Here is a 20,965-nt window from a genome sequence, read left to right as displayed (position 1 = left end):
GTCGGGAACCTCCTCAGCGGCGGCGGGGCTTGATCTCGTGGACGGTGAACGAGTCGGACGATCCGCGCGGCAGGTCCCGGCGCTTGTCGAGCCGGGACTGTGCGGCGGCGTCGCCGGTGGTGTGGCGTCCGACCGTGGTGCGCTTGCCGGTGTCGCCGTCGTGCTTGGTGATCCGGAAGTTGGGCTTGCTGGCCATCGTGGTGTCCTCCCCGGTCGCCTCTCTGGCGGCCACCGCACGAGACCGGTGGTGCTGATCCGGTCGCGGCGGAGGCGGTCAGCGCTTGGCGTTCTGCCTGGCCCGGCGCTCGTCGGCGAGGCGCTGTGCCTCGCGCATCTGGGCCTCGCGGGCCTGCCGGTTGCGTTCGCGGATCTCGTCACGCTGGGCGTGCACCCACTTGTCGGACATCAGGACCTCCGACCGGTCACGGCCCGGAACAGCGCCCGACCGGCCGAACTCGCGGCGTCACCCGCCACGCGGGCGATCTGGTTCTCACGGAACGTCGCCGGGTCCTCGGTGGAACCCTTCGGCATCCGGCCCTTGCTGGCGCGGCCGGTCTCGAAGTCGGCGACCCAGCCGGTCTTGCGGGCCATCAGCGGCCACCGCCCTTACCGATCGAACGGCGGTCGCGGCCGGCCGCACGGGCGGTGCGGTCGCGGGCGGCGTCCTCGGCGCGAGCGCGGTCCTGATCCGCCTTGATCTCAGCGGCGGAACGCCCCAGGTAAGGGCCTCCCGCACCGAACAGGTTGCTTGCCATACTGGTGACCTCCCGAAGGTCCTTGCGGCTGATGGGGTGACCGGCGGCGTGGCGCGAGGTTGGTAGCCGTGGTGCCACGCCGCCGGGCGGTGCTACTGCCCGGGGACGTCGCCGGGCAGGGCGTAGAGGTAGCCGAACAACGCAGACTGAAGCGCCACCAGATCCCCGCCGGTCTCCGGGCGGGGATAGCCGTGCCGCTCCAGCACCTTCACCACGTCGGCCAACAGGCCGTACGTGAACCGGGCGTCGTCCTCCGGTGCGGGCATCGGGTAGATACGGTCAGTGGTGGCCACGACGGTGCTCCCTCCGCTGAGCGGGTTCATGCGGCGGCCAGAACGGGTGTTTCCGCAGGAGCCGGGGCGGACGGTGCCGCCACCGTGGCGGCAGGATCCGGCAGATAGCGGCGGGCGGTCCGCTCACTGACACCAGCACGCGCGGCGATCTGCGCCACCGTCGCGCCGGGCAACTTGGCGGCGGCCTTGACCACCTTCTCCGCCGACGCCGGACGCGGCGTGACCCGCTTCGCCGGAGCCTTGCGACCGGCCGCAGCCGAAGCAGGCGCAGGCAGAGCGGGCACCGGGTCGGTGCCGGGCAACGCCGGTGCGGGCAGGGCCGGGGCCGTGTCGGTGGTGGCGGGAGCGTCGCCGGGGATCAGCAGATCCATGACCGAACGGGTCCGAGCCAACTGGGCGAGCACGTCGGCGACCACGTCCTCACCAGCGGTCCGGGCGTCACGCAGCAGACGCGACTTCCACCAGATCCGCGGCCAGCGGCCCGCATCGACGCGGTAGTAGTTGACGACCATCCGGCGGGCCTGCCGAGCGGCGGCCATCGCGACCAGGTCCGGATCGTCGTCCGGAATCAGCCAGCCCCACCGCTCCGCCAGACGGCGCGGCGAGTACGCGAACCGCGACCGGTCCACCTTCTGACCGGCGGCGGTCAACGCCGCCCACCACATCAGGAAGATGATGCAAGGCACCGCGAGACGCAGCAGCGTCTCCGTCTTGGTGGCCGCGTTCGACGCCACGATCAGCCCGGACAGACCGGCGATCAGCGCGGCGATGTACAGCATCCGGCCCGGACTGCCCGGCGTGACGATCGCACCGTCCGGCGCGTAGACCGTGGTCCGCCGGTACTGCTCAGCCGCCAGCGACGTGGCGGTCAGGAAACAGATCTCGAACACCGCGAACACCAGCACCGCGAACAGCGGCGGCAGGTTCAGGCCCTTCGCATCCGTCGCGATGACCCACATGCCTTCGGCGTTCAGCAGCAGCGCCACGTTCATCGACAGCGCCAGCGCGACCGGCCGCAGCGGCTTCTTCGACCGCTTCGCCCAAACTCCCAGCACCACCAGAGCGGCGACGCCGGCCACACCCGCAGCCAGCAGCAGCGGACCAGCATTGGCGGCCCAGAACTGCTCGATCGGAACGGTGAACGCCATCATCACGCCACCGCCTGACGTCCGAGCGGGCACCCGTAGACGTCTCGGTGCCAGACGCGCTGCGAGCCGCACTTGGTGCAGGTCATGACCTTGCAGCCGTACTGGCAGTCATCGGTCATGCCGGTTTCGAGCAGGTACACGTCACGGCAGATGTGGTGCGGGGTGACGGGCCGCGCGGCAAACTCGGCGACGACACGGAGCGTGTGAGCCGTGGCCCGGCGAAGCCGACGCCGGTCCAGACCGGTCATCGCCGCCAGCTCCGCGACAGCGAGCCCGTCGACCAGCGCATCGATCACATCCGGATCGGCCAGCAGATCGAGATCCGCCTGAACCTGTGGCCACTCCGCTTCGATCGCGGCCAGGTCAGCCGGAGACGGCTCAGCAAAGTCGAAGTCGTTCATCTCGTCCCCTTCGGGAAGGTCAGGCGGCCTGCGGCGCGCGGCGGGTGCTCACCCGGCGACGCTCGGCACGGCAGCCGTTGCAGTGGGTCTGGTTCGGCGCCAGCGGCGCCAGGTCGGTGCAGCCCGCGCATTCGCGCCAGCAGGCGCTCTGACGGGCGGTGATCCGGACGACGGAGGCGAGGGAAGCCATAACGCGTATCTCCTTGCACTCGATCGGAAAACTAGAGATTGCGGTACGAAGAAGCCGGGCAGGCCCGCCAGCACAGCGGGCCGGCCTGCCCGGACGTAGTCACGAAATTCATCCCTGTCCACCCGGCTCCGGCTTCCGCTCGCTCCCGGCAATAGATGGGAGGTCATCGCGGCCCTGTGGTTTCGCCTGTGATCAGGTCCGTCGCTGTGGAGTTGGATCAGCGAGGCGGCCGAAGCTGCCTAGCTGCTGGTGCCACGGCTCCCGCCGTCTCGGCTTAGTGCCGGAGTACAACTTGGCGTTGTACGCACGCTACAACGCAGTGTTGTATTCGCACAAGTGCCAATACCGCGTAGGCTTGTAGCGATGTCTGAGACCGGTGATCTGCCCACCGACTGGTGGAGTACAGAAGATGTCCTTGCCTACCTGCGCTCGGTTGGCGCGCCGATCAGTCGTGCTACCTGGGCTTCTTACGTCTCGCGAGGCCAAGCTCCAGCGGCCGACCGTAACTTCGGCCGGTCGCCCGTCTGGCGGCCGTCGGTGGTCCGGCAGTGGCAGGATGAGCGGCCCAGGCGCGGGGCGTCCGCACCATGACCGGGCGCATGTCAGCCGACCCGCGAACCTGGCACCCATCGGGCAGCGTCAACGACACTGCCCGATGCGGTCGCTTCCGCCTCCAGGTCGTCCAGTACTCGCGACGGCACAACGTAGCGACCGCGTACCTTGATCGCAGGGAACTGGCCATCTCGAATGGCCCGGTAGAGAGTCACTTCCGACATCCCCAGGATCTCGGCGGTGTCGGGGACGGAACGAAAGCGCGGGGCAGGGGCATTCTGCAAGGCCGAAACGGTGGTCACTGTCGCCTCCGAGAAGCTTTGTGGTGTGCCAGTGCCATAACCCAACAGGAAATCGGCCGCATCGACGATGATCTGTTGATGCAGCCGCTGTGCAGTGACTGTGCAGTCCTCGTGCGGGAGCGCTAAAGCAATGGAAGTGGTGGACCAATGGACCGGGCAGCATGCTTGCGCACTCCAAGCTGCGTTGCGAGAGACTCAAGACGAGTTCGCTGCTCGCTTGGGCGTCGGTCGGCGGACAGTCGCCATGTGGCACGAGCGGCCTGACGTAGTTCTTCAGGCGGCGGCGCAACGCGAGCTGGACAAGAACCTTGAACGGCTAAGCGAGTCTGCTCAGATTCGTTTCGCGCGGCAGTTGCGTAAGGACGACAGGGCGGAAGCTGCCGAACATAAGGGCAGCGTTGCGCTGAAGGTTGCGATCGCGGTTGTGATTCGCGCCGATGATGTGCTTGTTGTATGCCGTCGTGACATGGATTCCAGTGGAATAACCTGGCAGTTTCCTGCTGGGATCGTAAAGCCGGGCGCGGCCTCAGAGAATATTGCTGTCCGGGAGGCGTTGGCCGAGACGGGCGTTCACTGTGCTGTGCGAAAGAAACTTGGGAATCGAATCCATCCACTTTCCGGAGTGAATTGTGACTATTTCCTTTGCGACTATTTGACCGGCAGTGTCGAGAACAAAGACACGTCGGAAAATGTCGATGCCATGTGGGTTCCTAGAGCCGACGTCACGCGCTTCATCAAAGCGGATACAATCTACCCGCCCGTGCTGCAAGCCTTGGAAGGGGAATCATGACGGACGAAACGACAGTCGAGCGGCCAGCAATCGCAGCAGCAGTCATTGTCCTAAACGGCCGTGTGCTCATGGTTCGCAGGAAGGAGAAAGAGGGTCAGCTTTCCTGGCAGTTCCCCGCGGGCGAAGTGGAGACCGGCGAGACCGGCGAGGCTGCCGCAGTTCGCGAAACTCGCGAGGAGGTCGGGCTTTCTGTCAGCGCTGAGGAACTACTAGGTGAGCGTATCCATCCGGCGACCAAGCGAAAGATGATTTACGTCGCCTGTCGGGTGGTCGAGGGTACGCCCTATGTCGCCGACGAAGATGAACTTGCTGAAGTAGATTGGTGCGACCGGGCCAAGCTTTCGAGCTACGTTCCGTACCCTTTCTTTGGCCCGGTCGAAGACTACTTCAAAGAGCGGCTCGTCTAGTCCGGCAGCAAATCGGCCAACCTGCTGCGGACAACGCCATCGTGGAACAACTCAGGGATCGGCACGCCACCAACCGAGAGCCGCGCCGAAGAAACGTCGTCCAGCGTCTTCGAAGGGAGGCGGCCGGCGTGGCGCAACGAGCGTCGCGCGTATTCGCGGGCTTGGTCGAGGCCGCCCTTTGTGTCTTTCGAGCGGAGAGCGATCGCATATGCGTACTCAGCCGCCGCGCGATCCTCGCCGTAGGCCACCTCGTCCTCGTATTGCTTCACCAATTCGGCGATCGATGCAACTGGCGCGGCGTCGGTGTCCATCATCGACCCATCCTTTCTCTCAGAACGTGTATTTTTCGGCGAGCGTCTCGTAGTCGAATAGCTCGGTTGCGTCGAACCATAGATCGACCTCGTACTTGGCTTCTTCGGAATTTCCCGAGGCGTGTACCAAGTTCGCAATGACTTTATGCTCGGCGTCGGTGTAAGCCTTGGAAACGTGAGCGAAGTCGCCGCGGATCGTACCGGCGGGTGCCTCGTTGGGGAACGTTGCGCCAACGAGTCGGCGGACGTTCTTTGCGGCTTCCACGCCTTCAAACACGAGTGCCAATACCGGGCCCTGCTGCATGAAAGATGCCGTCTTCTCGTAAACCGACAAGCCGAACCGCTCTTCCAGGTCGAAGTAATGGCGCTTCGTGAACTCGGCGTCCATCAGCTTCATCTTGGTTCCGACGATTTTTAGTCCGGCGTCCTCAATGCGCTGGATGATTCGGCCTGCGAGCCCACGCTGTACGGCGTCCGGCTTCAGTAGCACGAGAGTTCTCTCCACGGTCGCCATGTTGATTCGTCCCTTCCCGATATGGCCTGTTGTCACTACCTTGCCGTACCGGCGGGCTCTTCGTGCGGGCGGGGCTCAAGTTGCTCGACTGCCACGGTGGCGGGACGACCTCGCGAGACGGCGATGAGCCCTGCTTCGGTCAGCGTGGCAACAGCCCGATGCGCGGTACTGATGGCGACCTGGTAGCGCTTGGCCAACTCGGCAACGGTCGGCAAACGGTCTCCGAGCTTGAGCGCCCCGCATCGGATCGCGGCACGCAGGTCCTCTGCGATCCGTAGGTACGGTGCTGATGTCTCGCTGATCGGCTTGGCGATCGCGCTCATCTCGCCGTCCGTCTCGATGCCCATCGGAAGCACAGGCATGCGGCCTGCCAGTGAGCTGGAGGCACGTTGGTCAGCCTCGGACACCCAGGCGGAGTAAACGCGCAAGGTCGTGGTTCCACCTCCGCTATGGCCGAGTCTGCCGGCCACGGTTCGAACGTCGACCCCGGCGGCGATGAGTTCGGTTGCGGAGTAGTGCCGCAGTTCGTGGAGGTTCATATCCCATCCAAGCCGGGCACACATTCGCGTGTACCGCTGGGTTACCGAATCCGGCTTCAGCCATTCGGACCCGTCCGGCACGGGTGAGAAGATTCGCGCGTCAGTGGGCAGGGTTAACCCGGCGCCTTCAGCGCTTTCGGTGCAGTGCCGCAGGAAGGCGCGTAGTAGAGCGACCGTCAGATCATCGAGGGTGATCCTGCGTTGCTGGTGGGTCTTGGTGTCCTTTTCCCAGGTCTTCTTGCCGCGTTGAGCAATGCTTGACCGGATCGCAATTACGCCGGTGGCGAAGTTGATGCGGTCCCAGGCCAAAGCGCACAGCTCCCCGCGGCGAGCGCCGGTCACGAGGGCGAGCCACACGAACATCCCCCACTGGAGGTCATGCCACGCCTCTGTGGCAATCGCCGACGCCTGCTCGGCGCTGGGCGGGTGCGGGTCGGTGCGTCCCGGAGTCGGACGCTGCGCGGCTTCCAGCGGGTTGGTCCCGAGCCAGCGCCAGCGGACGGCCCTCTTGAGTGCCCCACTCAGGATGCCGTGAATCTGGCTGATCGAAGAATCGGCCAGCGGGCGGCACCGGTGCGGGCCGCAGCGTTCATCACAGCTGTGCGGGCGGTCGGTACGGTGGTCGATCGCACGACGGCCCGGCCGGCAGTGCGCCCGGCACCTCCGGCAGTCAGCGTAAAAGGAATCGAGCACCTCTCCATCGAGGCGGGCGAGCTGAAGGTCACCGAGCAGTGGATCGATGTGGTTGCGGCGGTACCCCTCGTAGGTGCCGATGGTGGTCTCCCCGACATCCAGCACCTCGAAGTATCGGTCCATGAGCTGCCCTACGGTCGCACGCGTCCGCGGGTTACGCCGCTCGTCGAGTTGGCCCAGCAACCGAGTGAGCGCCTTCTGTGCCTCGCGATTGGCGGCCGGGCCCGGCGGGATGGTCTCGGTCAGGTCGTTCCGTTTACCGCTGATCGGATCGGTTCCGGCGTAGACCTTCACCCTGAGTGATCCGCTGGGAAGGGTTTCGATGCGGCCACGTTGGCGGCCCGTGGCTCGGGATGCAGCGCCCATGGCCCGAACGTAGCTCGTTCGTGCCATGGGCCGCACCACGCGGCATTAGCCGAGATCGGCGATCATGCCCTTGAACTGCGCGCGCCCGGTAGGATTCGAACCTACGACCGACGGATTAGAAGTCCGTTGCTCTATCCGCTGAGCTACGAGCGCTGGCCAGCACATACTAAGCGGTCGTGCCGGACTTGTCGTCCGCCTCGTCGGCCGCCTTCTCGACAGCCGCCTCGGCCGCCTCCAGCACCCTGGCACGGCTACCCTGATCTTCCGGCGCCGGCGGGATCTCGATCTCAGGCGTGCCGGGCGCCGGCAGGTAGGCGTCGACCCATCGGCCCACCTCACGGAAGACCTCGGCGCGCACGTCCTTGCCGGAGAGCGTCAGGTCGTGCTTCCCGCCGTTGAACTGCGCGATCGTCACCCGCGGGCCGAGCCCGGGCGCCCACCGGACCATGTGTTCGACATCGAGAACAGAATCGGACAGATGGACGTCCTCGTGCCACTCCTTGCCGCGGAATGTCCGGTCCGAGCAGGCGACCAGCACGGGTGCGTCGATGTTGAGGCCGGCCTGGAGCCGGCGCTGGCCACGCCGGATGGCCGCCAGCCATCCCATCCGGACCGGGAAGCCGAGAATCGGCTTCCAGGACAGGTCATAGGACCATTCACCCTTGTAGTCCCGGTGCAGGCTCTGCCCGTAGAGGCCGAGCCCGGCGGTCGGCATCTGCCGGTACGGCGTACGTCCGGTCAGCGCGATCGCCAGCGAGAGCGCCGGCCGGCGAACCGCCCACGGCAGGTTGAACTCGAAGAACGGACTGTTCAAAAACAGTCCGTCGACGATGCCCTGCCCGTGACGTGAATGTGCCCACAACGAGGTGATCAGGCCGCCGGTGGAGTGCCCGGTGACCAGCAACTGGTCATGCCCGTCCTCGGTGCGGATGATCCGGGCCGCCTCGTCCAGCTCCGGGTAGTAGTCGGTGAGGCTGCGGGTGAAGTTGGGGGTCTGGTGCGGCAGCAGGCTGCGGCCGTACTTCCGCAGGTCGAGGGCGTAGAAATCCCAGCCACGCTCGACGAAGAAGTCGGCCATGTGGGTCTGGAAGAAGTAGTCCACGAACCCGTGGACGTGCAGCACCGCCCGGCGGGTCGGTTTCTCCGCGCGCCTCCGGACGAGGGTGGCCACGACCGGGCCCTCGTCGTCGGTACCCAGCTCGATGGTGTGCCGCTCATACGGCCAGCCCAGGACGTCGGTCTCCACCCCGACAGGTTACCCACGGGTATGGGGTGGAGCGCTATATCAGATCGGCCACTCTCCGGCCCCGTCGTCCACATTCCCGGCTCGTCCACAGCGGGCTGCGCGCCGCGGCGTCGCCGGGGCCAGGCTCTGTCTCGTCCGCCGCGCCCGGCATCCCGGCCGCGGTCTTCGACGACAAGGAGAGATCAGTGTTCGACACCACCGTCACCGTCGTCGGCAACGTGCTGACCGCGCCGGAGTGGCGCCGTACCAGGGAATCCAATCAGCTCGTGGCGAACTTCCGGATCGCGTCCACGGCTCGCCGCTACGACCGGGAGAACCGTTGCTGGGTGGACGGCAACACCCTGCGGATCCGGGTCTCCGCTTGGCGGCGGCTGGCCGAGGGCATCGCCTCCTCGATCACGGTCGGCGACCCGGTGATCGCGTACGGCCGGGTGTTCACCCGTGACTGGCAGGACGAGGAGGGAAACCAGCGGGTCTCCTACGAGATGGAGGCGCACGCGATCGGGCACGACCTGGCTCGCGGCCGGGCCCGCTTCTACCGCACCCGGGCGGCCGCCACCACCGTGATCGAGGACGCCGAGGCAGAGACCATGATCGGCGGCGAGCCGGCCGATCCGATGACCGACGCACCGATCGGGTTCGGCGACGGCCTGCCCGAGCTGCTGCCCGGTGAGGCCGAGCCGGACTTCCTCGAGGTGGTGGCCGGGCTGGCCGAGGAGCCGCCGGTCGAGCCGGACCCGGTGACCGCTGAGGTGCGCCGTGCCCGCCGGCCGAAGCGGGAGCCGGTCGCCGCCTGAGACCTTCCCGGATGGCCGCCGCCCCGGACGATTCCTCCCTGCGGATCAGGCTGGGGCGGGTGGCGCCCGGTGGCCCGGCCGGATAGGGGTCCGAGGCCGGGCCACCGGTGCCGGACGAAGGAGCGAAGTCCATGCCGGCGGTGTGCCGAAGCCCGAATCCCTCGATCGGGATGGGCCGATCGTGCCGCTTCTACCGCCCATGGGGCGGAGCGGCCCGATTGGTCTCGAGACAACCCCAACCGGCAGACTGAGGAGGTGATGCTGAAGGACATCCGCGCTGTCGCCGACGAGACGCTGGTGCTCGCGCCGGAGGATCAGGACGCCGAGCACGCCAACACCAACTGGTTCGGAGCACCGCTGCACGAACGGATCGGCATGACCGCCGACGAGGTGGTGGCCGTATTCGAGGAGATCGCGAGCACGTTGCGAGAACAGGTGGCCGGCTCCGGCTACCGGGGCACCGCGACGTTCTACGTCTGGCACGACTTGGACGCCGGTCAGTTGCGTTGCTCGACCGGCTCCCGGAAGCCGAGTGATCTGGTGTTCCCGGTCGCCTACCAGGTCACCGAGGATCTGCGCGCCATCGTGGTCGAATTCTTGGAGGATCGCGCCCCCGGATCGATTCAGTGGGGTGCACTGGAACCCGTGCCGTACCCCGAGACCGAACCGTCGGTGATGGCCGTCTGGGCCTTCGACCTCACGCCGTTCGGCCGCTGACGAACCGTTGTCGGAGAGGAGACAGGTGCCGCACCGGTGGACCGCTGACGCGGCCGGGCTGATCGCCGGCTATCTGCTGGACGCCGCGATCGGGGATCCGCGCTGGTTCCATCCGGTCGCCGGGTTCGGCACGGCGGCGGCCGCCCTGGAGCGCCGGGTCTATCGCCCCCGGCGCGGGGCGGGCGCCCTGTTCACAGCGGTCGCGGTGGGCGTGCCGGTGCTTGCCGGGCTGGCCGCCGGGCGGGCCACCCGGCGCGTCCCGGTCGCCCGGTTCGCGCTCACCACGGCTGCCACCTGGACCGTGCTGGGCGGCCGTACCCTCCGCAAGGAGTCCCGGGAGATGGCCCGGCACCTGCAAGCCGGCGACCTCCCGGCCGCCCGCGGCCGGCTCAACCACCTCTGTGGCCGGGACCCGTCCGCACTCGACGAACCGGAGCTGGCCCGGGCGACCGTCGAGTCGGTCGCCGAGAACACTTCGGACGCGGTCGTCGCCCCGCTGCTGTGGGGCGCGGCGCTGGGCCCGGCAGGTCTGCTGGGCTACCGCGCGGCGAACACGCTGGACGCCATGGTCGGGCACCGGTCGGCGCGCTACGAGCGGTTCGGCACCGTCTCGGCCCGGCTCGACGACCTGCTCAACCTGGTGCCGTCGCGGCTGACCGGGCTGCTCACGATCGCGGTCGCGCCGGTCGCCGGGGGATCGCCACGGGAGACGCTGCGGGTGTGGCGGCGCGACCGGGCCGATCATCCGTCGCCGAACGCCGGGCAGTGCGAGTCGGCGATGGCGGGGGCGCTCGGCGTGCGGCTCGGCGGTCGCAACGTCTATTTCGGACGCAGTGAGACGCGGCCGTTCCTCGGGGACGGGCCGCGGCCGTCCGCGGTGCATCTGCGGCGGGCGGCCCGGCTCTCCGGGGTGGTCGGCGCCGCGGCTGTGCTGCTGGCGGCGGGTGGCGCGGTGGTCCGGTGCGGGCTGGCCGCGGCGTTGCGTCGTGGCGGGAGCGCCGCGCGATGAGTGGGGGCCTGCTCGTCGCGGGCACCACATCGGACGCCGGTAAAAGTGTTCTCACCGCCGGAATCTGCCGCTGGCTGCACCGCAACGGCGTGCGCGTCGCGCCGTTCAAGGCGCAGAACATGTCCAACAACTCGGTCGTCGTGGTCGGCCCGGACGGCCGTGGCGGCGAGATCGGCCGTGCCCAGGCGATGCAGGCCGAAGCCTGCGGTATCGCTCCCGACCTGCGGTTCAACCCGGTGCTGCTCAAACCGGGCAGCGACCGTTCCAGCCAGGTGGTGCTGCTGGGCGAGGCGGTGGACACGGTGACCGCCGGCAACTACCGGTTGCTGCGGCCCAAGCTGGCCGAGGTCGCGTACGCCGCCCTGACCGACCTGCGCGCCGAGTACGACGCCGTGATCTGCGAGGGCGCCGGCAGCCCCGCCGAGATCAACCTGCGCGAGGGCGACTTCGTGAACATGGGCCTGGCCCGCCGCTTCGGCCTGCCCACGATCGTGGTCGGCGACATCGACCGGGGCGGCGTCTTCGCGGCCTTCTTCGGCACCCTGGCCCTGCTCTGCGCCGAGGACCAGGCGCTGGTCGCCGGCTTCGTGATCAATAAGTTCCGGGGTGATCTGGGCCTGCTTCAGCCGGGCAACGACATGATCACCGCGGCCACCGGGCGCCCGGTGCACGGCGTGTTGCCCTTTCACCGGGACGTCTGGCTGGATGCCGAGGACTCCCTGGCGTACGGGACCACGCTCGGCCGGCCCGGCCCGCCGCTCGGCCGCGAGTGGCTGCGGGTCGCGGTCGTCCGCCTGCCGCGGATCTCCAACGCCACCGACGCCGAGGCGCTCGCCGCCGAGCCGGGCGTACGGGTGTGCCTCACCGTCGAACCCGGCGATGTCGCCGACGCCGACCTGGTCATGCTGCCCGGCTCCAAAGCGACCGTCAGTGACCTGGCCTGGCTGCGGGAGACCGGGCTGGCCGACGCGGTCCACGCGCACGCCGCGGCCGGAAAGCCGCTGGTCGGCGTCTGCGGCGGCTTCCAGATGCTGGCCCAGTCGATCCACGACGAGGTCGAGAGCGGCCAGGGTGTCGTGCCGGGCCTCGGACTGCTGCCGGTCGGTATCACCTTCGCCGCCCGTAAGACCCTTGCGCACAGCGCGGGCGACGGGCTGGGCGCCCCGGTACACGGCTATGAGATCCACCATGGCCAGGTCTCGTCCGGGGACGTCGAGCCACTGCTGCGTCATGCCGACGGGCGGCCCGAGGGCGCCGTGGCGGGGAACGTCTACGGCACCCACTGGCACGGGGCGTTCGAGTCCGACGAGTTCCGTCGCCGGTTCCTGAGCGCGGCCGCCGTGCAGGCGGGGCGGCACGGGTTCACAGTGGCCCCGGACACCCGGTACACCGCGATCCGTGAGCGCGCCCTGGACGTGCTCGGCGATCTGGTGGCCGAGCACCTGGACACCGCCGCGCTCTGGCGGCTGCTGGAGGAGGGCCCGCGACCAGGATTGCCGTTTGTTCCGCCGGGCGCCCCGTAGGGGACAGACCCTGACGACAGCGTTGCGCTCCGGGCGTACGTTGGGTCCGGCGCGGCTACCGCCGCGCGGCCGAGAGCGCCACGAGGGACGGGGTGGGATCCATGACGACCGACGAGGAGAGCCGACCGGTACGCCGCCGTGTGACGCTGACCGGGATCAGCTCACGGGCCTGGGAGCACCCGGCCGACCGGGGCGCGCTGTCCGCGTTGCGGGAGCTACGCGGCTTCGACGACGTGGTGAAGACGTTCTTCGGGATGTGGAACGAGCGCGGCTTCCGGTTGAGCTACCTGGCCGGCTCGATCCGGGTCGACCACCGGCAGTACCCGCGGGTCTACCAGCGCTACACCGAGGCGGCCAGCACGCTGGACATCGCCGAGCTGCCCGAGCTGTATGTGACCCAGTCGCCGATCATCAACGGCTCGGCGATCGGGCTGGACCGGCCGTTCATCGTGATCACCACGGGAGCGGTGGAGAAGCTCGACGACGACGAGCTGCGGGCCGTGCTCGGGCACGAGCTGGGGCACGTGCGCAGCGGTCACGCCGTCTACAAGACCATCATGATGATCCTGACCAGCTGGGCGGCGAACATCAGCTGGATCCCGGTCGGTGCGATCGCGCTGCGGGCGATCATCGCGGGGATGCTGGAGTGGTGGCGCAAGGCGGAGCTCTCCGCCGACCGGGCCGGCCTGCTCGCCGGGCAGGACCCGGCCGCCTCGCTGCGACTGCTGATGAAACTCGCCGGCGGCGGCGACCTGTCGCAGATCGACACCACCGCGTTCCTGGAGCAGGCCGCGGAGTACGAGGGCGGCGGCGACATCCGGGACAGCATCCACAAGCTCGGGATGACCGCGTGGAGTACTCACCCGTTCCCGGTCGCCCGCGCCGCTGAGCTGCGCAAGTGGGTTGATTCCGGGGCGTATGCGCAGATTCTCGGCGGCGACTACCCGCGCCGCGACTCGGACGGCGACTCGTCGGTCACCGAGGACGTCAAAGCGGCGGCGAAGTCGTACCGGGAGGATTTCGCCAACTCGCAGGATCCGCTGGTCGGGCTGCTGCGCCGGGTCGGCGACGGCGCGGCGGACATGGCCGGTTCGGCTGCCGGCCGGGCGATGAACTGGGCCAGCGACGCACGCCGGCGCGGCCGTGGGGACGGCAACGGCGGCGACAGCGAAGCGGGCTGATTACGATCGGCGAATGAGCCTGACTGAATCCGAGCTGCGCGCCAAAATCGCGCAGGAGATGCCCGGTGTCCGCGCCGACCTCGAACGGTTGGTGCGGATCCCGGGCATCGCTTTCGAGGGTTTCGACCATTCGCACGTGGAGCGCTCCGCCGAGGCGGTCGCAGAGCTGCTGCGGGGCTGCGGCCTCGACACGCAGATCGTGCGGCACGGCGGTCAACCCGCGGTGATCGGCCGGAAACCCGCCCCGCCCGGGGCCCCGACGGTGCTGCTCTACGCGCACCACGACGTACAGCCGGCCGGTGACCCCGCGCTCTGGGCGAGCGACCCGTTCGAGCCGGTCGAGCGGGACGGCCGTCTTTACGGCCGGGGCGCCGCCGACGACAAGGCGGGGGTGATGGCCCACGTGGCCGCGCTGCGCGCCTTCGGGGACCAGCTTCCGGTCGGCGTGGTCGTCTTCGTCGAGGGCGAGGAGGAGTACGGTTCGGACTCCCTCGACGCGATCATCCAGGCCCACCTGGACGAGCTGCGTTCCGACGTGATCGTGATCGCCGACTCCGGTAACTGGGACATCGGCCGACCCGCGCTGACCACCTCGCTGCGCGGCCTGGTCAACCTGTTCGTCGAGGTCAAGGTGCTGAAGGGTGCCGTGCACAGCGGCATGTTCGGCGGTGCCGTCCCGGACGCGCTGATGACCCTGTCCCGGCTGCTGAGCACGCTGCACGACGACGACGGCGAGGTCGCGGTCGGCGGCCTGGTCGGGCGTGAGGGCGCCAGCGTCGACTACCCGGAGGACAGGTTCCGCCACGAGTCCGGGCTGCTCGACGGGGTCGGCCTGATCGGCCGGGGGACCATCACCGACCGGATCTGGACCAAGCCGTCCATCTCGGTGCTCGGCATCGACGCGCCGCGCACGCTGGAAGCGGCCAACGCGCTGCAGGCGTCGGCGAAGGCGAAGATCAGCGTGCGCGTCGCGCCGGGCGACGACCCCAAGTCGGTGTACGCCGCGGTCAAGAGCCACCTGGAGAAGAACGTCCCGTGGGGTGCGGCCGTCGAGGTGACCCTGGAGAGCGACGGCGACCCGTGCGTGATCGACGCGACCGGGCCCGGTTTCGAGGCCGCCCGTGCGGCGTTCCGCTCCGCCTGGGACGGCGTCGAGCCGGTGGACATGGGGGTCGGCGGCTCGATTCCGTTCATCGCGACCTTCCAGGAGCTGTTCCCGGGTGCGACGATCCTGGTCACTGGGGTGGAGGACCCGCACTCCGCGGCGCACGGCCCGAACGAGAGCCTGCACCTGGGGGAGTTCGAGCGGGTTTGTCTGGCCGAGGTGCTGCTGCTCAAGAACGTCGCGGAGACCCTGACGAAGTGAAGTAGGACGGAGTCGCTGATGGCCGAGCTGTCGTGTGAGGTCCTCGTGGTGGGTGCCGGCCCGACCGGGCTGATGCTCGCCAACTGGCTGACCCGGCTCGGGGTGCAGGTCCTCGTGGTGGACGGCAAGGACGGTCCCACGCGGGAGTCCCGGGCCCTCGTGGTGCAGGCACGCAGCCTGGAAATCTACGATCAGCTCGGCATCGGCGACCAGGTGCTGGAGGCGGCCCACCGGGCGGAGGCGCTCTCGCCCGGCAGCGGGGCCCGGGTCTTCGGCCGGGTTCCGCTGGGGGCGCTCGGCCGGGACGTCACGCCGTATCCGTTCATCGAAGTTCTGGAGCAGAGCCGCAACGAGGAGATCCTCTACGACAACCTGCGGAAACTCGGCGGGGACGTGATCTGGGAGACTCCGGTCACCGCGGTCACCCAGGTCGAGGAGGGGATCGAGGCCAAGGTCGGCAATCACACCGTGCGCGCCCGGTTCTGCGTCGGCTGCGACGGCGCGAACTCGGCGGTTCGCAAGGCACGCCGGATCGCCTTCGAGGGCACCACCAACGCGCACCGGTTCTACGTGCTGGACGCGGTCGCCGCGACCGGCCTGGCGATCGATGCGGTCAACGTGCGGCCGGGCGGGCGGGACTTCCTGCTGGCCTTCCCCATGTCGGGGCGGGGGAACTGGCGACTGATCGGCGTCGTCCGGGACGAGGACTGGGGCGGAACGCCGGACGAGGAGGACGCCCGGGCACGGCTGCGTGAGCGCTTCGCGGTGACCTACACGGAGGCGCGCTGGTTCGCGACGTACCGAGTGCACCACCGGATCGCCGCGGCCTTCCGCGATGGGCCGTTCTTCCTGGCCGGCGACGCCGGCCACGTGCATTCGCCGGTCGGCGGGCAGGGCATGAACACCGGCCTGCAGGACGCGCACAATCTCGCGTTCAAGCTGGCCGACGTGCTCCAGGGGCGGCGCCGGGACAACTGGCTCGACCGGTACGAGGCGGAGCGTCGCCCGGTCGCCAGGAAGCTGGTCGCCACCACCGACCGGCTGTTCCAGGCGATCACCTCGGACCGCCCGATGGCCCGGGCGTTGCGGACCGCGCTGATCCCGCTGATCGCACCGGTGGCGGTGCGGGTCCTGCCGCGCGCCTCGGGCGGGTCACGGTTGTTCCAGTACGTGTCGCAGGTGCGCATCCACTACCCGGTCGGGCCGGAGGCGAGCACCGCGTCCGGCGGGCGCGACCCGGTGATCGGCCGCCGCCTGCCCTGGACAGGTGGCAATTTCACGGTGCTGCGCACCGCCGATTGGCAGATTCACGGGTACGGCGGGGTGGAGGGCACCGAGGCGCCGGATCTGGGCCTGCCGGTGCACGTCTTCCCGGCGGCGCCGGCGACCGCCCTCCAACCCGGCCTCTTCTACCTGATCCGCCCGGACGGTTTTGTCGCGGCGCGTGCCCAGCCGGCCGAGGCGGACGTGAAGTTCCGACACGCGATGGCGATGTGATCGGCGATCAGTCCTGTTAGGATTCGAACATGCGTTCGATAACTGCGGTTCCGGCCAGGGGTGGTCCAACCGGCGGCGCTTCGACCAGCGGAGGTCAGGCGGGCGGACGGCAAACTGGTGGTGGTCAACTCAGTGGTGGTCAGACCGGCGGCGCGGCTCGGATCAAGCCCGCCGGGCCACGTGCCACTCTGGATCGGCTTCGGACTCGCGATCGGATCGAGTCGATCGCGCGGTTGCGTGCCGCGGTCCGGGCCCTGGGAGACGTTGACGTCTCCGGGTGGGACGATCCCACCCTCACCGAGCATCTGGATGAGCTGTCCCGGGCGTTGTGCGGGCTCGACGCCGAGCTCACCCGCGTCGCCGACGCGGTCCGCGCCAGGGGCTTCCGCATAGACGAACCCCGCGCGGCGTAACCGACTCACCCCAGGACCAGCTTCGAACCCCGGTGAGCAGGTGTTCCGCTGTCTCACACGAGGATCAGCCTCGCCCCCGGTGAGCAGGGTCTCCTGCTTCACCCCAGGACCGACGTCGGGCCCCGCTCACTGGGGTTTTGCGATCGACTTCGAACCCCCGTGAGCGGGGTTCTGCTGCCAGGATGGGTTTCGTGCGGTTTCTTGACATTGCTGCGACCTCGGCCGCGGTCGCCGCGACGGGCGGTCGCAAGGCGAAGATCGAGCTGCTGGCCGACGCACTGCGCCGCCTCGAACCGGAGGAGATCGCGGCCGGCTCCGCGTACCTCGCCGGTGAGCTGCGGCAGCGCCAGACCGGCGTGGGCTATGCCAGCCTGCGCGACCGCCCGGCTCCGGCCGTCGAGCCGAGCCTGACCGTCGCCGGCGTCGACGCGCGGATCGCGGAGATCGCGACGGTCGCCGGCGCCGGTTCACAGGCCCGGCGCCGGGAGCTGCTCGGCGCGTTGTTCAGCGCGGCCACCGTCGACGAGCAGCGGCTGCTGATCGGCCTGTTCGGCGGTGAGTTGCGGCAGGGCGCGCAGGCCGGGCTGCTGGCCGAGGCGATCGCGGTGGCCGCCCAGGTGCCGGTCACCGCCGTCCGCAGGGCGCTGCTCCTGTCCGGAGATCTCAAGCAGGTCGCCGTCGCGGCGTTGACCGGTGGCGCACCCACGCTCGCCGCGATCCACCTGCGAGTCGGCACCCCGCTCACCCCGATGCTCGCGCAGAGCGCCCCCGACGTGGGGGCCGCGCTGCTGGCCACCGGCACGCCCGCGGTGGTCGACACGAAGCTGGACGGCATCCGGATCCAGGTGCACCGCTCCGGTGACGAGGTGGCCGTCTTCACCCGCAGCCTCGAAGACATCACCGCGCGGCTGCCCGAGGTGGTGACCGCAGTCCGGGCGTTGCCGGTGCGCGAGGTGGTGCTCGACGGCGAGGCGATGGCGCTCGACGATCAGGGGCGGCCGCGCCCATTCCAGGAGACGTCCAGTCGTGCCGCCACGCGCGGGAAGTCGAATCCGGTCGCCCTCATGCCGTACTTCTTCGATCTGCTGCATCTGGACGGCACGGATCTGCTGGACGAGCCGGGCCGGGTCCGTTGGGCGGCACTGGCCGACACGTTGCCGTCCGGTCTGCTCGTCGGGCGGGAGACGGTGGAGACCGAGGCGCAGGCGGCCGCCGTGTTCGCCGCGGCCCTCGCCGCCGGGCAGGAGGGGGTCGTGGTCAAAGCCCCTGACGCGCCGTACGACGTGGGTCGCCGCGGTTCGGCCTGGGTGAAGGTGAAACCCCGGCACACCCTGGATCTGGTGGTGCTGGCCGTCGAGTGGGGACACGGACGGCGCAAGGGCTGGCTGTCCAACCTGCACCTGGGTGCCCGGGATCCGGAGACCGGTGGGTTCGTGATGCTCGGCAAGACGTTCAAGGGGCTCACCGACGAGTTGCTGCGCTGGCAGACCGAGCGGTTCAAGGAACTGGCCGTGGAGGACGACGGCTGGGTGGTGCGGGTGCGGCCGGTGCAGGTGGTCGAGATCGCCTTCGACGGGGTGCAGACGTCGCCGCGCTATCCGGGCGGGGTGGCCCTGCGGTTCGCTCGCGTGCTGCGCTACCGGGACGACAAGCCGGCGGCGGAGGCGGACACCATCGACGCCGTCCGCGCGATCGGCACCGCCCCGGCCAGCGGAGCCTGAGCCGGGCCTAGCGTGGGCCGGTGGTCGGGCAGCGGAGTCTGAGCCGGGCCCGGGCCGGTGCGGTCGGGCAGCGGAATGTGATCCGGGCCCAGCGCGGGCGGCCGGTGTGTCGGGCAGCGTTCGTCAGAGACGGAGTGTGAGTCGGGCCCAGCGCGGGCCGGTGCGGTTGGGCAGTGTCCCGGTAGGGGGAGTGTGAGCCGGGTCCTGCGCGGGCGGCCGGTGTGTCGGGCAGCGTTCGCCGGGGACGGAGTGTGAGTCGGGCCCAGCGCGGGCCGGTGCGGTTGGGCAGTGTCCTGGGAAGCGGGGTGTGAGCCGGGCCCCCGGGCGGGTCCGTGCGGTTGGGCAGCGTTTCGGCGGGCGGAGTTTGAGTGGCGTCCCGCTGGGAAGAGGGTCAGAGAGCGGCGAGGCTGCGGACGTAATTGACCTGCTGGTTGATGTTGATCACGTCGTTCTCGTCGTGCACCGCGATGCGGGCGACGTACTGCTGCGGGCCGCTGGTCACGGTGACGGTGACGGTGCCCTGCGGTATGGACGCCTTGACCAGCAGAAGCAGCAGGCTGAGACCGGCGGTGAGGCAGATTCCGGCGACGCCGACGATCTTGGCCCAGAGTGGAGTGCGGCGCTGCGGCACCCAGAACTCGTTGACCTGCCAGCGCGAACCGGCCAGCGGGAAGTCACCGGCCGGGGTGCGGATCAGCGACGAGGTGATCTCCATCTCGCCGATCTGCACGATCACCGGCCCGGACTCCGCAGGCGGCCCAGCCTGCGACGGCAGCCCGGCGGTGGTCGAGGAAAAAGCCGGTGACTGCCCGGCCGGAGGCGCTGGAAAGACCGGTGACTGCTCAGCGGGAGGCGCTGGAAAGACCGGTGACGGCCCGGCGGGAGGTGCGGGGATGATCGGCGACTGCCCGGTAGGTGCGGGAAAGACCGGTGGCGGGCCGGCCGGGGCCGGCGAGGGGGCGCCCCAGGGGTCGTCCGGCGGGAAGGTCATACCCCGGACATTAATCCGCGCCGTTCTGCGCCGCGAGGCGGCGGTCCGCTTCCTCGACCCGGTCTCGGGGTTTGTCAGCCGGACGGGTCGCGGCCCGGCGCTCAGCCGCGAGGCGGCGGTCCGCTTCTTCGACCCGGTCTCGGGGCTTGTCGGCCGGGGTCTGGTGTTCAGCCGCGAGGCGGCGGTCCGCTTCTTCGACCCGGTCTCGGGGCTTGTCGGCCGGGGTCTGGTGTTCAGCCGCGAGGCGGCGGTCCGCTTCTTCGACCCGGTCTCGGGGCTTGTCGGCCGGGGTCTGGTGTTCAGCCGCGAGGCGGCGGTCCGCTTCTTCGACCCGGTCCCGCGGCTTGTCGACGGGGCGGGTCGGGGCCTGCCGCTCACCGGCGGGCACGTTCGCGCCCTGCGCCTCCCGGCGGGCCTGGTAGCCGAAGAGCAGCAGAGGCATCACCGAGAACAGCCACCACTGAACGGCATAGCCCCCGTTCTGCCAGGCGTCCTCGTGACCGATCGGCACCCGGGCGAACGCCGGATCGTTGGCCGGTGTCTGGTCGGTGACGAGCACGTACGCTCCGTACACCGGAAACGGCAGCTCGTGGGCGAGCTTCGGCAGATTGACCCGGCGGGTGTCCAACCGGCCGTCACGTCGCCCGATCGGGGCCGGTCGGCTTTCCGACAGGTGAATCTGTCCGACAACGGTCACCTCGCCGCTCGGCGCGGCCGGAACCTGGGGCGCGGCGCCCGCCCCGCCGACCGGCGACGGAACCCAGCCGCGATCGATCAGCACCGCGGTGCCATCGGCGAGCATCAGTGGCGTGAGGATCTCGAAGCCCACCTCACCGTCCACCGTGCGACCCCGCGCCTGGATCTCACCGGTCGGGTCGTAGTGCCCGGTCACGGTGACCTTTGTCCAGGCCAGAGCCTTCCCTGGGGACGCGCCGGGGACGCCCTGCGCGGTCGGCCGGCCGAGCACCGAGGTCAACGGGACCGCCTGCACCGAGTCCGCCGCGTCGATCCGGTTGTTGATGTCGGTGCGTTCGTGGTACCTGCGGAGCTGCCAGTTGCCGAGCATGACCATGATCACTGCGGCGATCACGGCCAAGGCGGCCGCGGCCAGCCAGCGAGGAGTCAGCAGGAACCGGTACACCCCCCGAGGCTACCCGGCGAGGCGATGACGTCCGCCGCAGCCGGGTACTGTGCGAACTCCAGCAGCCTCTACCACGTGACCGCTGGTCCGCGAAACCACCGG

25 protein-coding genes, 1 tRNA gene and 1 pseudogene are annotated in these 20,965 nt (G+C 69.5%); 11 read left to right on the top strand and 16 right to left on the bottom strand.

What is annotated here, in order from left to right; all coding sequences use genetic code 11:
- Positions 1-13: 13 nt before the first annotated feature.
- The 9 genes from CHC09_RS23580 to CHC09_RS47760 all read right to left on the bottom strand — a co-directional run bounded on the left by CHC09_RS23580 (position 14) and on the right by CHC09_RS47760 (position 3,641).
- Entirely contained in the window at positions 14-232 is a 219-nt protein-coding gene (locus CHC09_RS23580) for a hypothetical protein (protein ID WP_089295357.1), read from the bottom strand.
- Positions 233-274: 42 nt separating this feature from the next.
- A complete protein-coding gene (locus tag CHC09_RS48465) occupies positions 275-406 on the bottom strand; it encodes a hypothetical protein (RefSeq protein WP_275407885.1) in 132 nt (43 codons plus the stop codon).
- Positions 406-591 (bottom strand): hypothetical protein, encoded by a 186-nt coding sequence (locus CHC09_RS23575; protein WP_089295356.1) that lies wholly within the window; start codon positions 589-591, stop codon positions 406-408. Before CHC09_RS23575 ends, CHC09_RS48465 begins: the two co-directional genes overlap by 1 nt.
- On the bottom strand, positions 591-755 hold the full coding sequence (locus CHC09_RS46525; protein WP_179277248.1) for a hypothetical protein: 165 nt from the start codon (positions 753-755) through the stop codon (positions 591-593). The genes CHC09_RS23575 and CHC09_RS46525 overlap by 1 nt, the downstream gene beginning before the upstream one ends.
- Before the next feature lie 92 nt (positions 756-847).
- Positions 848-1,048, bottom strand: coding sequence for a hypothetical protein (locus CHC09_RS23570; protein WP_143232483.1), 201 nt, complete (start codon positions 1,046-1,048; stop codon positions 848-850).
- 26 nt (positions 1,049-1,074) lie between these two features.
- Positions 1,075-2,196 (bottom strand): hypothetical protein, encoded by a 1,122-nt coding sequence (locus CHC09_RS46520; RefSeq protein ID WP_203833184.1) that lies wholly within the window; start codon positions 2,194-2,196, stop codon positions 1,075-1,077.
- A 2-nt stretch (positions 2,197-2,198) separates the two neighbouring features.
- Positions 2,199-2,597: a DUF6284 family protein gene (locus CHC09_RS46515; protein ID WP_179277246.1), complete on the bottom strand. Its 399-nt coding sequence runs from the start codon at positions 2,595-2,597 to the stop codon at positions 2,199-2,201.
- Between the two features lie 19 nt (positions 2,598-2,616).
- Positions 2,617-2,787, bottom strand: coding sequence for a hypothetical protein (locus tag CHC09_RS46510; RefSeq protein WP_179277245.1), 171 nt, complete (start codon positions 2,785-2,787; stop codon positions 2,617-2,619).
- Positions 2,788-3,389: 602 nt separating this feature from the next.
- Positions 3,390-3,641, bottom strand: coding sequence for a helix-turn-helix domain-containing protein (locus CHC09_RS47760; RefSeq protein WP_275407884.1), 252 nt, complete (start codon positions 3,639-3,641; stop codon positions 3,390-3,392).
- A gap of 130 nt (positions 3,642-3,771) precedes the next feature.
- Here CHC09_RS47760 and CHC09_RS23550 point away from each other — a divergent pair, with 130 nt between their 5' ends.
- Entirely contained in the window at positions 3,772-4,431 is a 660-nt protein-coding gene (locus CHC09_RS23550; protein WP_089295354.1) for an NUDIX hydrolase, read from the top strand.
- A complete protein-coding gene (locus CHC09_RS23545) occupies positions 4,428-4,838 on the top strand; it encodes an NUDIX hydrolase (protein ID WP_089295353.1) in 411 nt (136 codons plus the stop codon). The genes CHC09_RS23550 and CHC09_RS23545 overlap by 4 nt, the downstream gene beginning before the upstream one ends.
- Here CHC09_RS23545 and CHC09_RS23540 read toward each other — a convergent pair.
- The 5 genes from CHC09_RS23540 to CHC09_RS23520 all read right to left on the bottom strand — a co-directional run bounded on the left by CHC09_RS23540 (position 4,835) and on the right by CHC09_RS23520 (position 8,507).
- Positions 4,835-5,152, bottom strand: a complete 318-nt coding sequence (locus CHC09_RS23540; RefSeq protein WP_089295352.1) for a hypothetical protein — start codon at positions 5,150-5,152, stop codon at positions 4,835-4,837. The two genes, CHC09_RS23545 and CHC09_RS23540, sit on opposite strands and share 4 nt — an antisense overlap.
- Positions 5,153-5,168: 16 nt before the next feature.
- Positions 5,169-5,663: a nucleoside-diphosphate kinase gene (locus tag CHC09_RS23535; RefSeq protein ID WP_089295351.1), complete on the bottom strand. Its 495-nt coding sequence runs from the start codon at positions 5,661-5,663 to the stop codon at positions 5,169-5,171.
- 35 nt (positions 5,664-5,698) lie between these two features.
- The gene (locus CHC09_RS23530) at positions 5,699-7,261 is read right to left on the bottom strand and encodes a tyrosine-type recombinase/integrase (protein WP_089295350.1); all 1,563 of its coding nucleotides are present in this window, start codon (positions 7,259-7,261) and stop codon (positions 5,699-5,701) included.
- 80 nt (positions 7,262-7,341) lie between these two features.
- Positions 7,342-7,414: transfer RNA gene (locus tag CHC09_RS23525), tRNA-Arg, on the bottom strand.
- A gap of 13 nt (positions 7,415-7,427) precedes the next feature.
- Positions 7,428-8,507 carry an alpha/beta hydrolase gene (locus CHC09_RS23520; RefSeq protein ID WP_089295349.1) on the bottom strand — a complete coding sequence of 360 codons (1,080 nt, stop codon included), beginning with the start codon at positions 8,505-8,507 and terminating at the stop codon, positions 7,428-7,430.
- A gap of 185 nt (positions 8,508-8,692) precedes the next feature.
- Here CHC09_RS23520 and CHC09_RS23515 point away from each other — a divergent pair, with 185 nt between their 5' ends.
- The 9 genes from CHC09_RS23515 (at position 8,693) to CHC09_RS23475 (ending at position 18,731) form a co-directional block, all read left to right on the top strand.
- Positions 8,693-9,304, top strand: a complete 612-nt coding sequence (locus CHC09_RS23515; RefSeq protein ID WP_089295348.1) for a single-stranded DNA-binding protein — start codon at positions 8,693-8,695, stop codon at positions 9,302-9,304.
- Between the two features lie 258 nt (positions 9,305-9,562).
- On the top strand, positions 9,563-10,021 hold the full coding sequence (locus tag CHC09_RS23510; RefSeq protein ID WP_089295347.1) for a hypothetical protein: 459 nt from the start codon (positions 9,563-9,565) through the stop codon (positions 10,019-10,021).
- A gap of 25 nt (positions 10,022-10,046) precedes the next feature.
- Positions 10,047-11,030, top strand: a complete 984-nt coding sequence (locus CHC09_RS23505; protein WP_089295346.1) for a cobalamin biosynthesis protein — start codon at positions 10,047-10,049, stop codon at positions 11,028-11,030.
- On the top strand, positions 11,027-12,553 hold the full coding sequence (locus CHC09_RS23500) for a cobyric acid synthase (RefSeq protein ID WP_089295345.1): 1,527 nt from the start codon (positions 11,027-11,029) through the stop codon (positions 12,551-12,553). Before CHC09_RS23505 ends, CHC09_RS23500 begins: the two co-directional genes overlap by 4 nt.
- Before the next feature lie 101 nt (positions 12,554-12,654).
- Complete coding sequence (locus CHC09_RS23495; protein ID WP_089295344.1) at positions 12,655-13,734, top strand: M48 family metallopeptidase; 1,080 nt, start codon at positions 12,655-12,657, stop codon at positions 13,732-13,734.
- A 19-nt stretch (positions 13,735-13,753) separates the two neighbouring features.
- A complete protein-coding gene (locus CHC09_RS23490) occupies positions 13,754-15,100 on the top strand; it encodes a dipeptidase (protein ID WP_373871947.1) in 1,347 nt (448 codons plus the stop codon).
- Positions 15,101-15,118: 18 nt separating this feature from the next.
- Positions 15,119-16,597 (top strand): FAD-dependent monooxygenase, encoded by a 1,479-nt coding sequence (locus CHC09_RS23485; RefSeq protein ID WP_089295342.1) that lies wholly within the window; start codon positions 15,119-15,121, stop codon positions 16,595-16,597.
- Positions 16,598-16,812: 215 nt separating this feature from the next.
- Positions 16,813-17,010 carry a hypothetical protein gene (locus CHC09_RS23480; RefSeq protein WP_239138484.1) on the top strand — a complete coding sequence of 66 codons (198 nt, stop codon included), beginning with the start codon at positions 16,813-16,815 and terminating at the stop codon, positions 17,008-17,010.
- Between the two features lie 182 nt (positions 17,011-17,192).
- Positions 17,193-18,731, top strand: a complete 1,539-nt coding sequence (locus CHC09_RS23475; protein WP_179277244.1) for an ATP-dependent DNA ligase — start codon at positions 17,193-17,195, stop codon at positions 18,729-18,731.
- Positions 18,732-19,122: 391 nt separating this feature from the next.
- On the opposite strand, the gene CHC09_RS47755 is transcribed toward CHC09_RS23475, so the two are convergent.
- Positions 19,123-19,467: a hypothetical protein gene (locus CHC09_RS47755; protein ID WP_239138468.1), complete on the bottom strand. Its 345-nt coding sequence runs from the start codon at positions 19,465-19,467 to the stop codon at positions 19,123-19,125.
- Between the two features lie 574 nt (positions 19,468-20,041).
- A pseudogene (locus tag CHC09_RS23465) lies at positions 20,042-20,863 on the bottom strand (SURF1 family cytochrome oxidase biogenesis protein); the annotation flags it as partial.
- Between the last annotated feature and the right edge of the window lie 102 nt (positions 20,864-20,965).

This window comes from Actinoplanes regularis (genome assembly GCF_900188005.1).
In the GTDB taxonomy this organism is placed as follows: Bacteria; Actinomycetota; Actinomycetes; order Mycobacteriales; family Micromonosporaceae; genus Actinoplanes; species Actinoplanes regularis.
The sequence above is the reverse complement of the archived record's forward strand: the minus strand, read 5'-3'. Positions and strand labels throughout refer to the sequence as shown.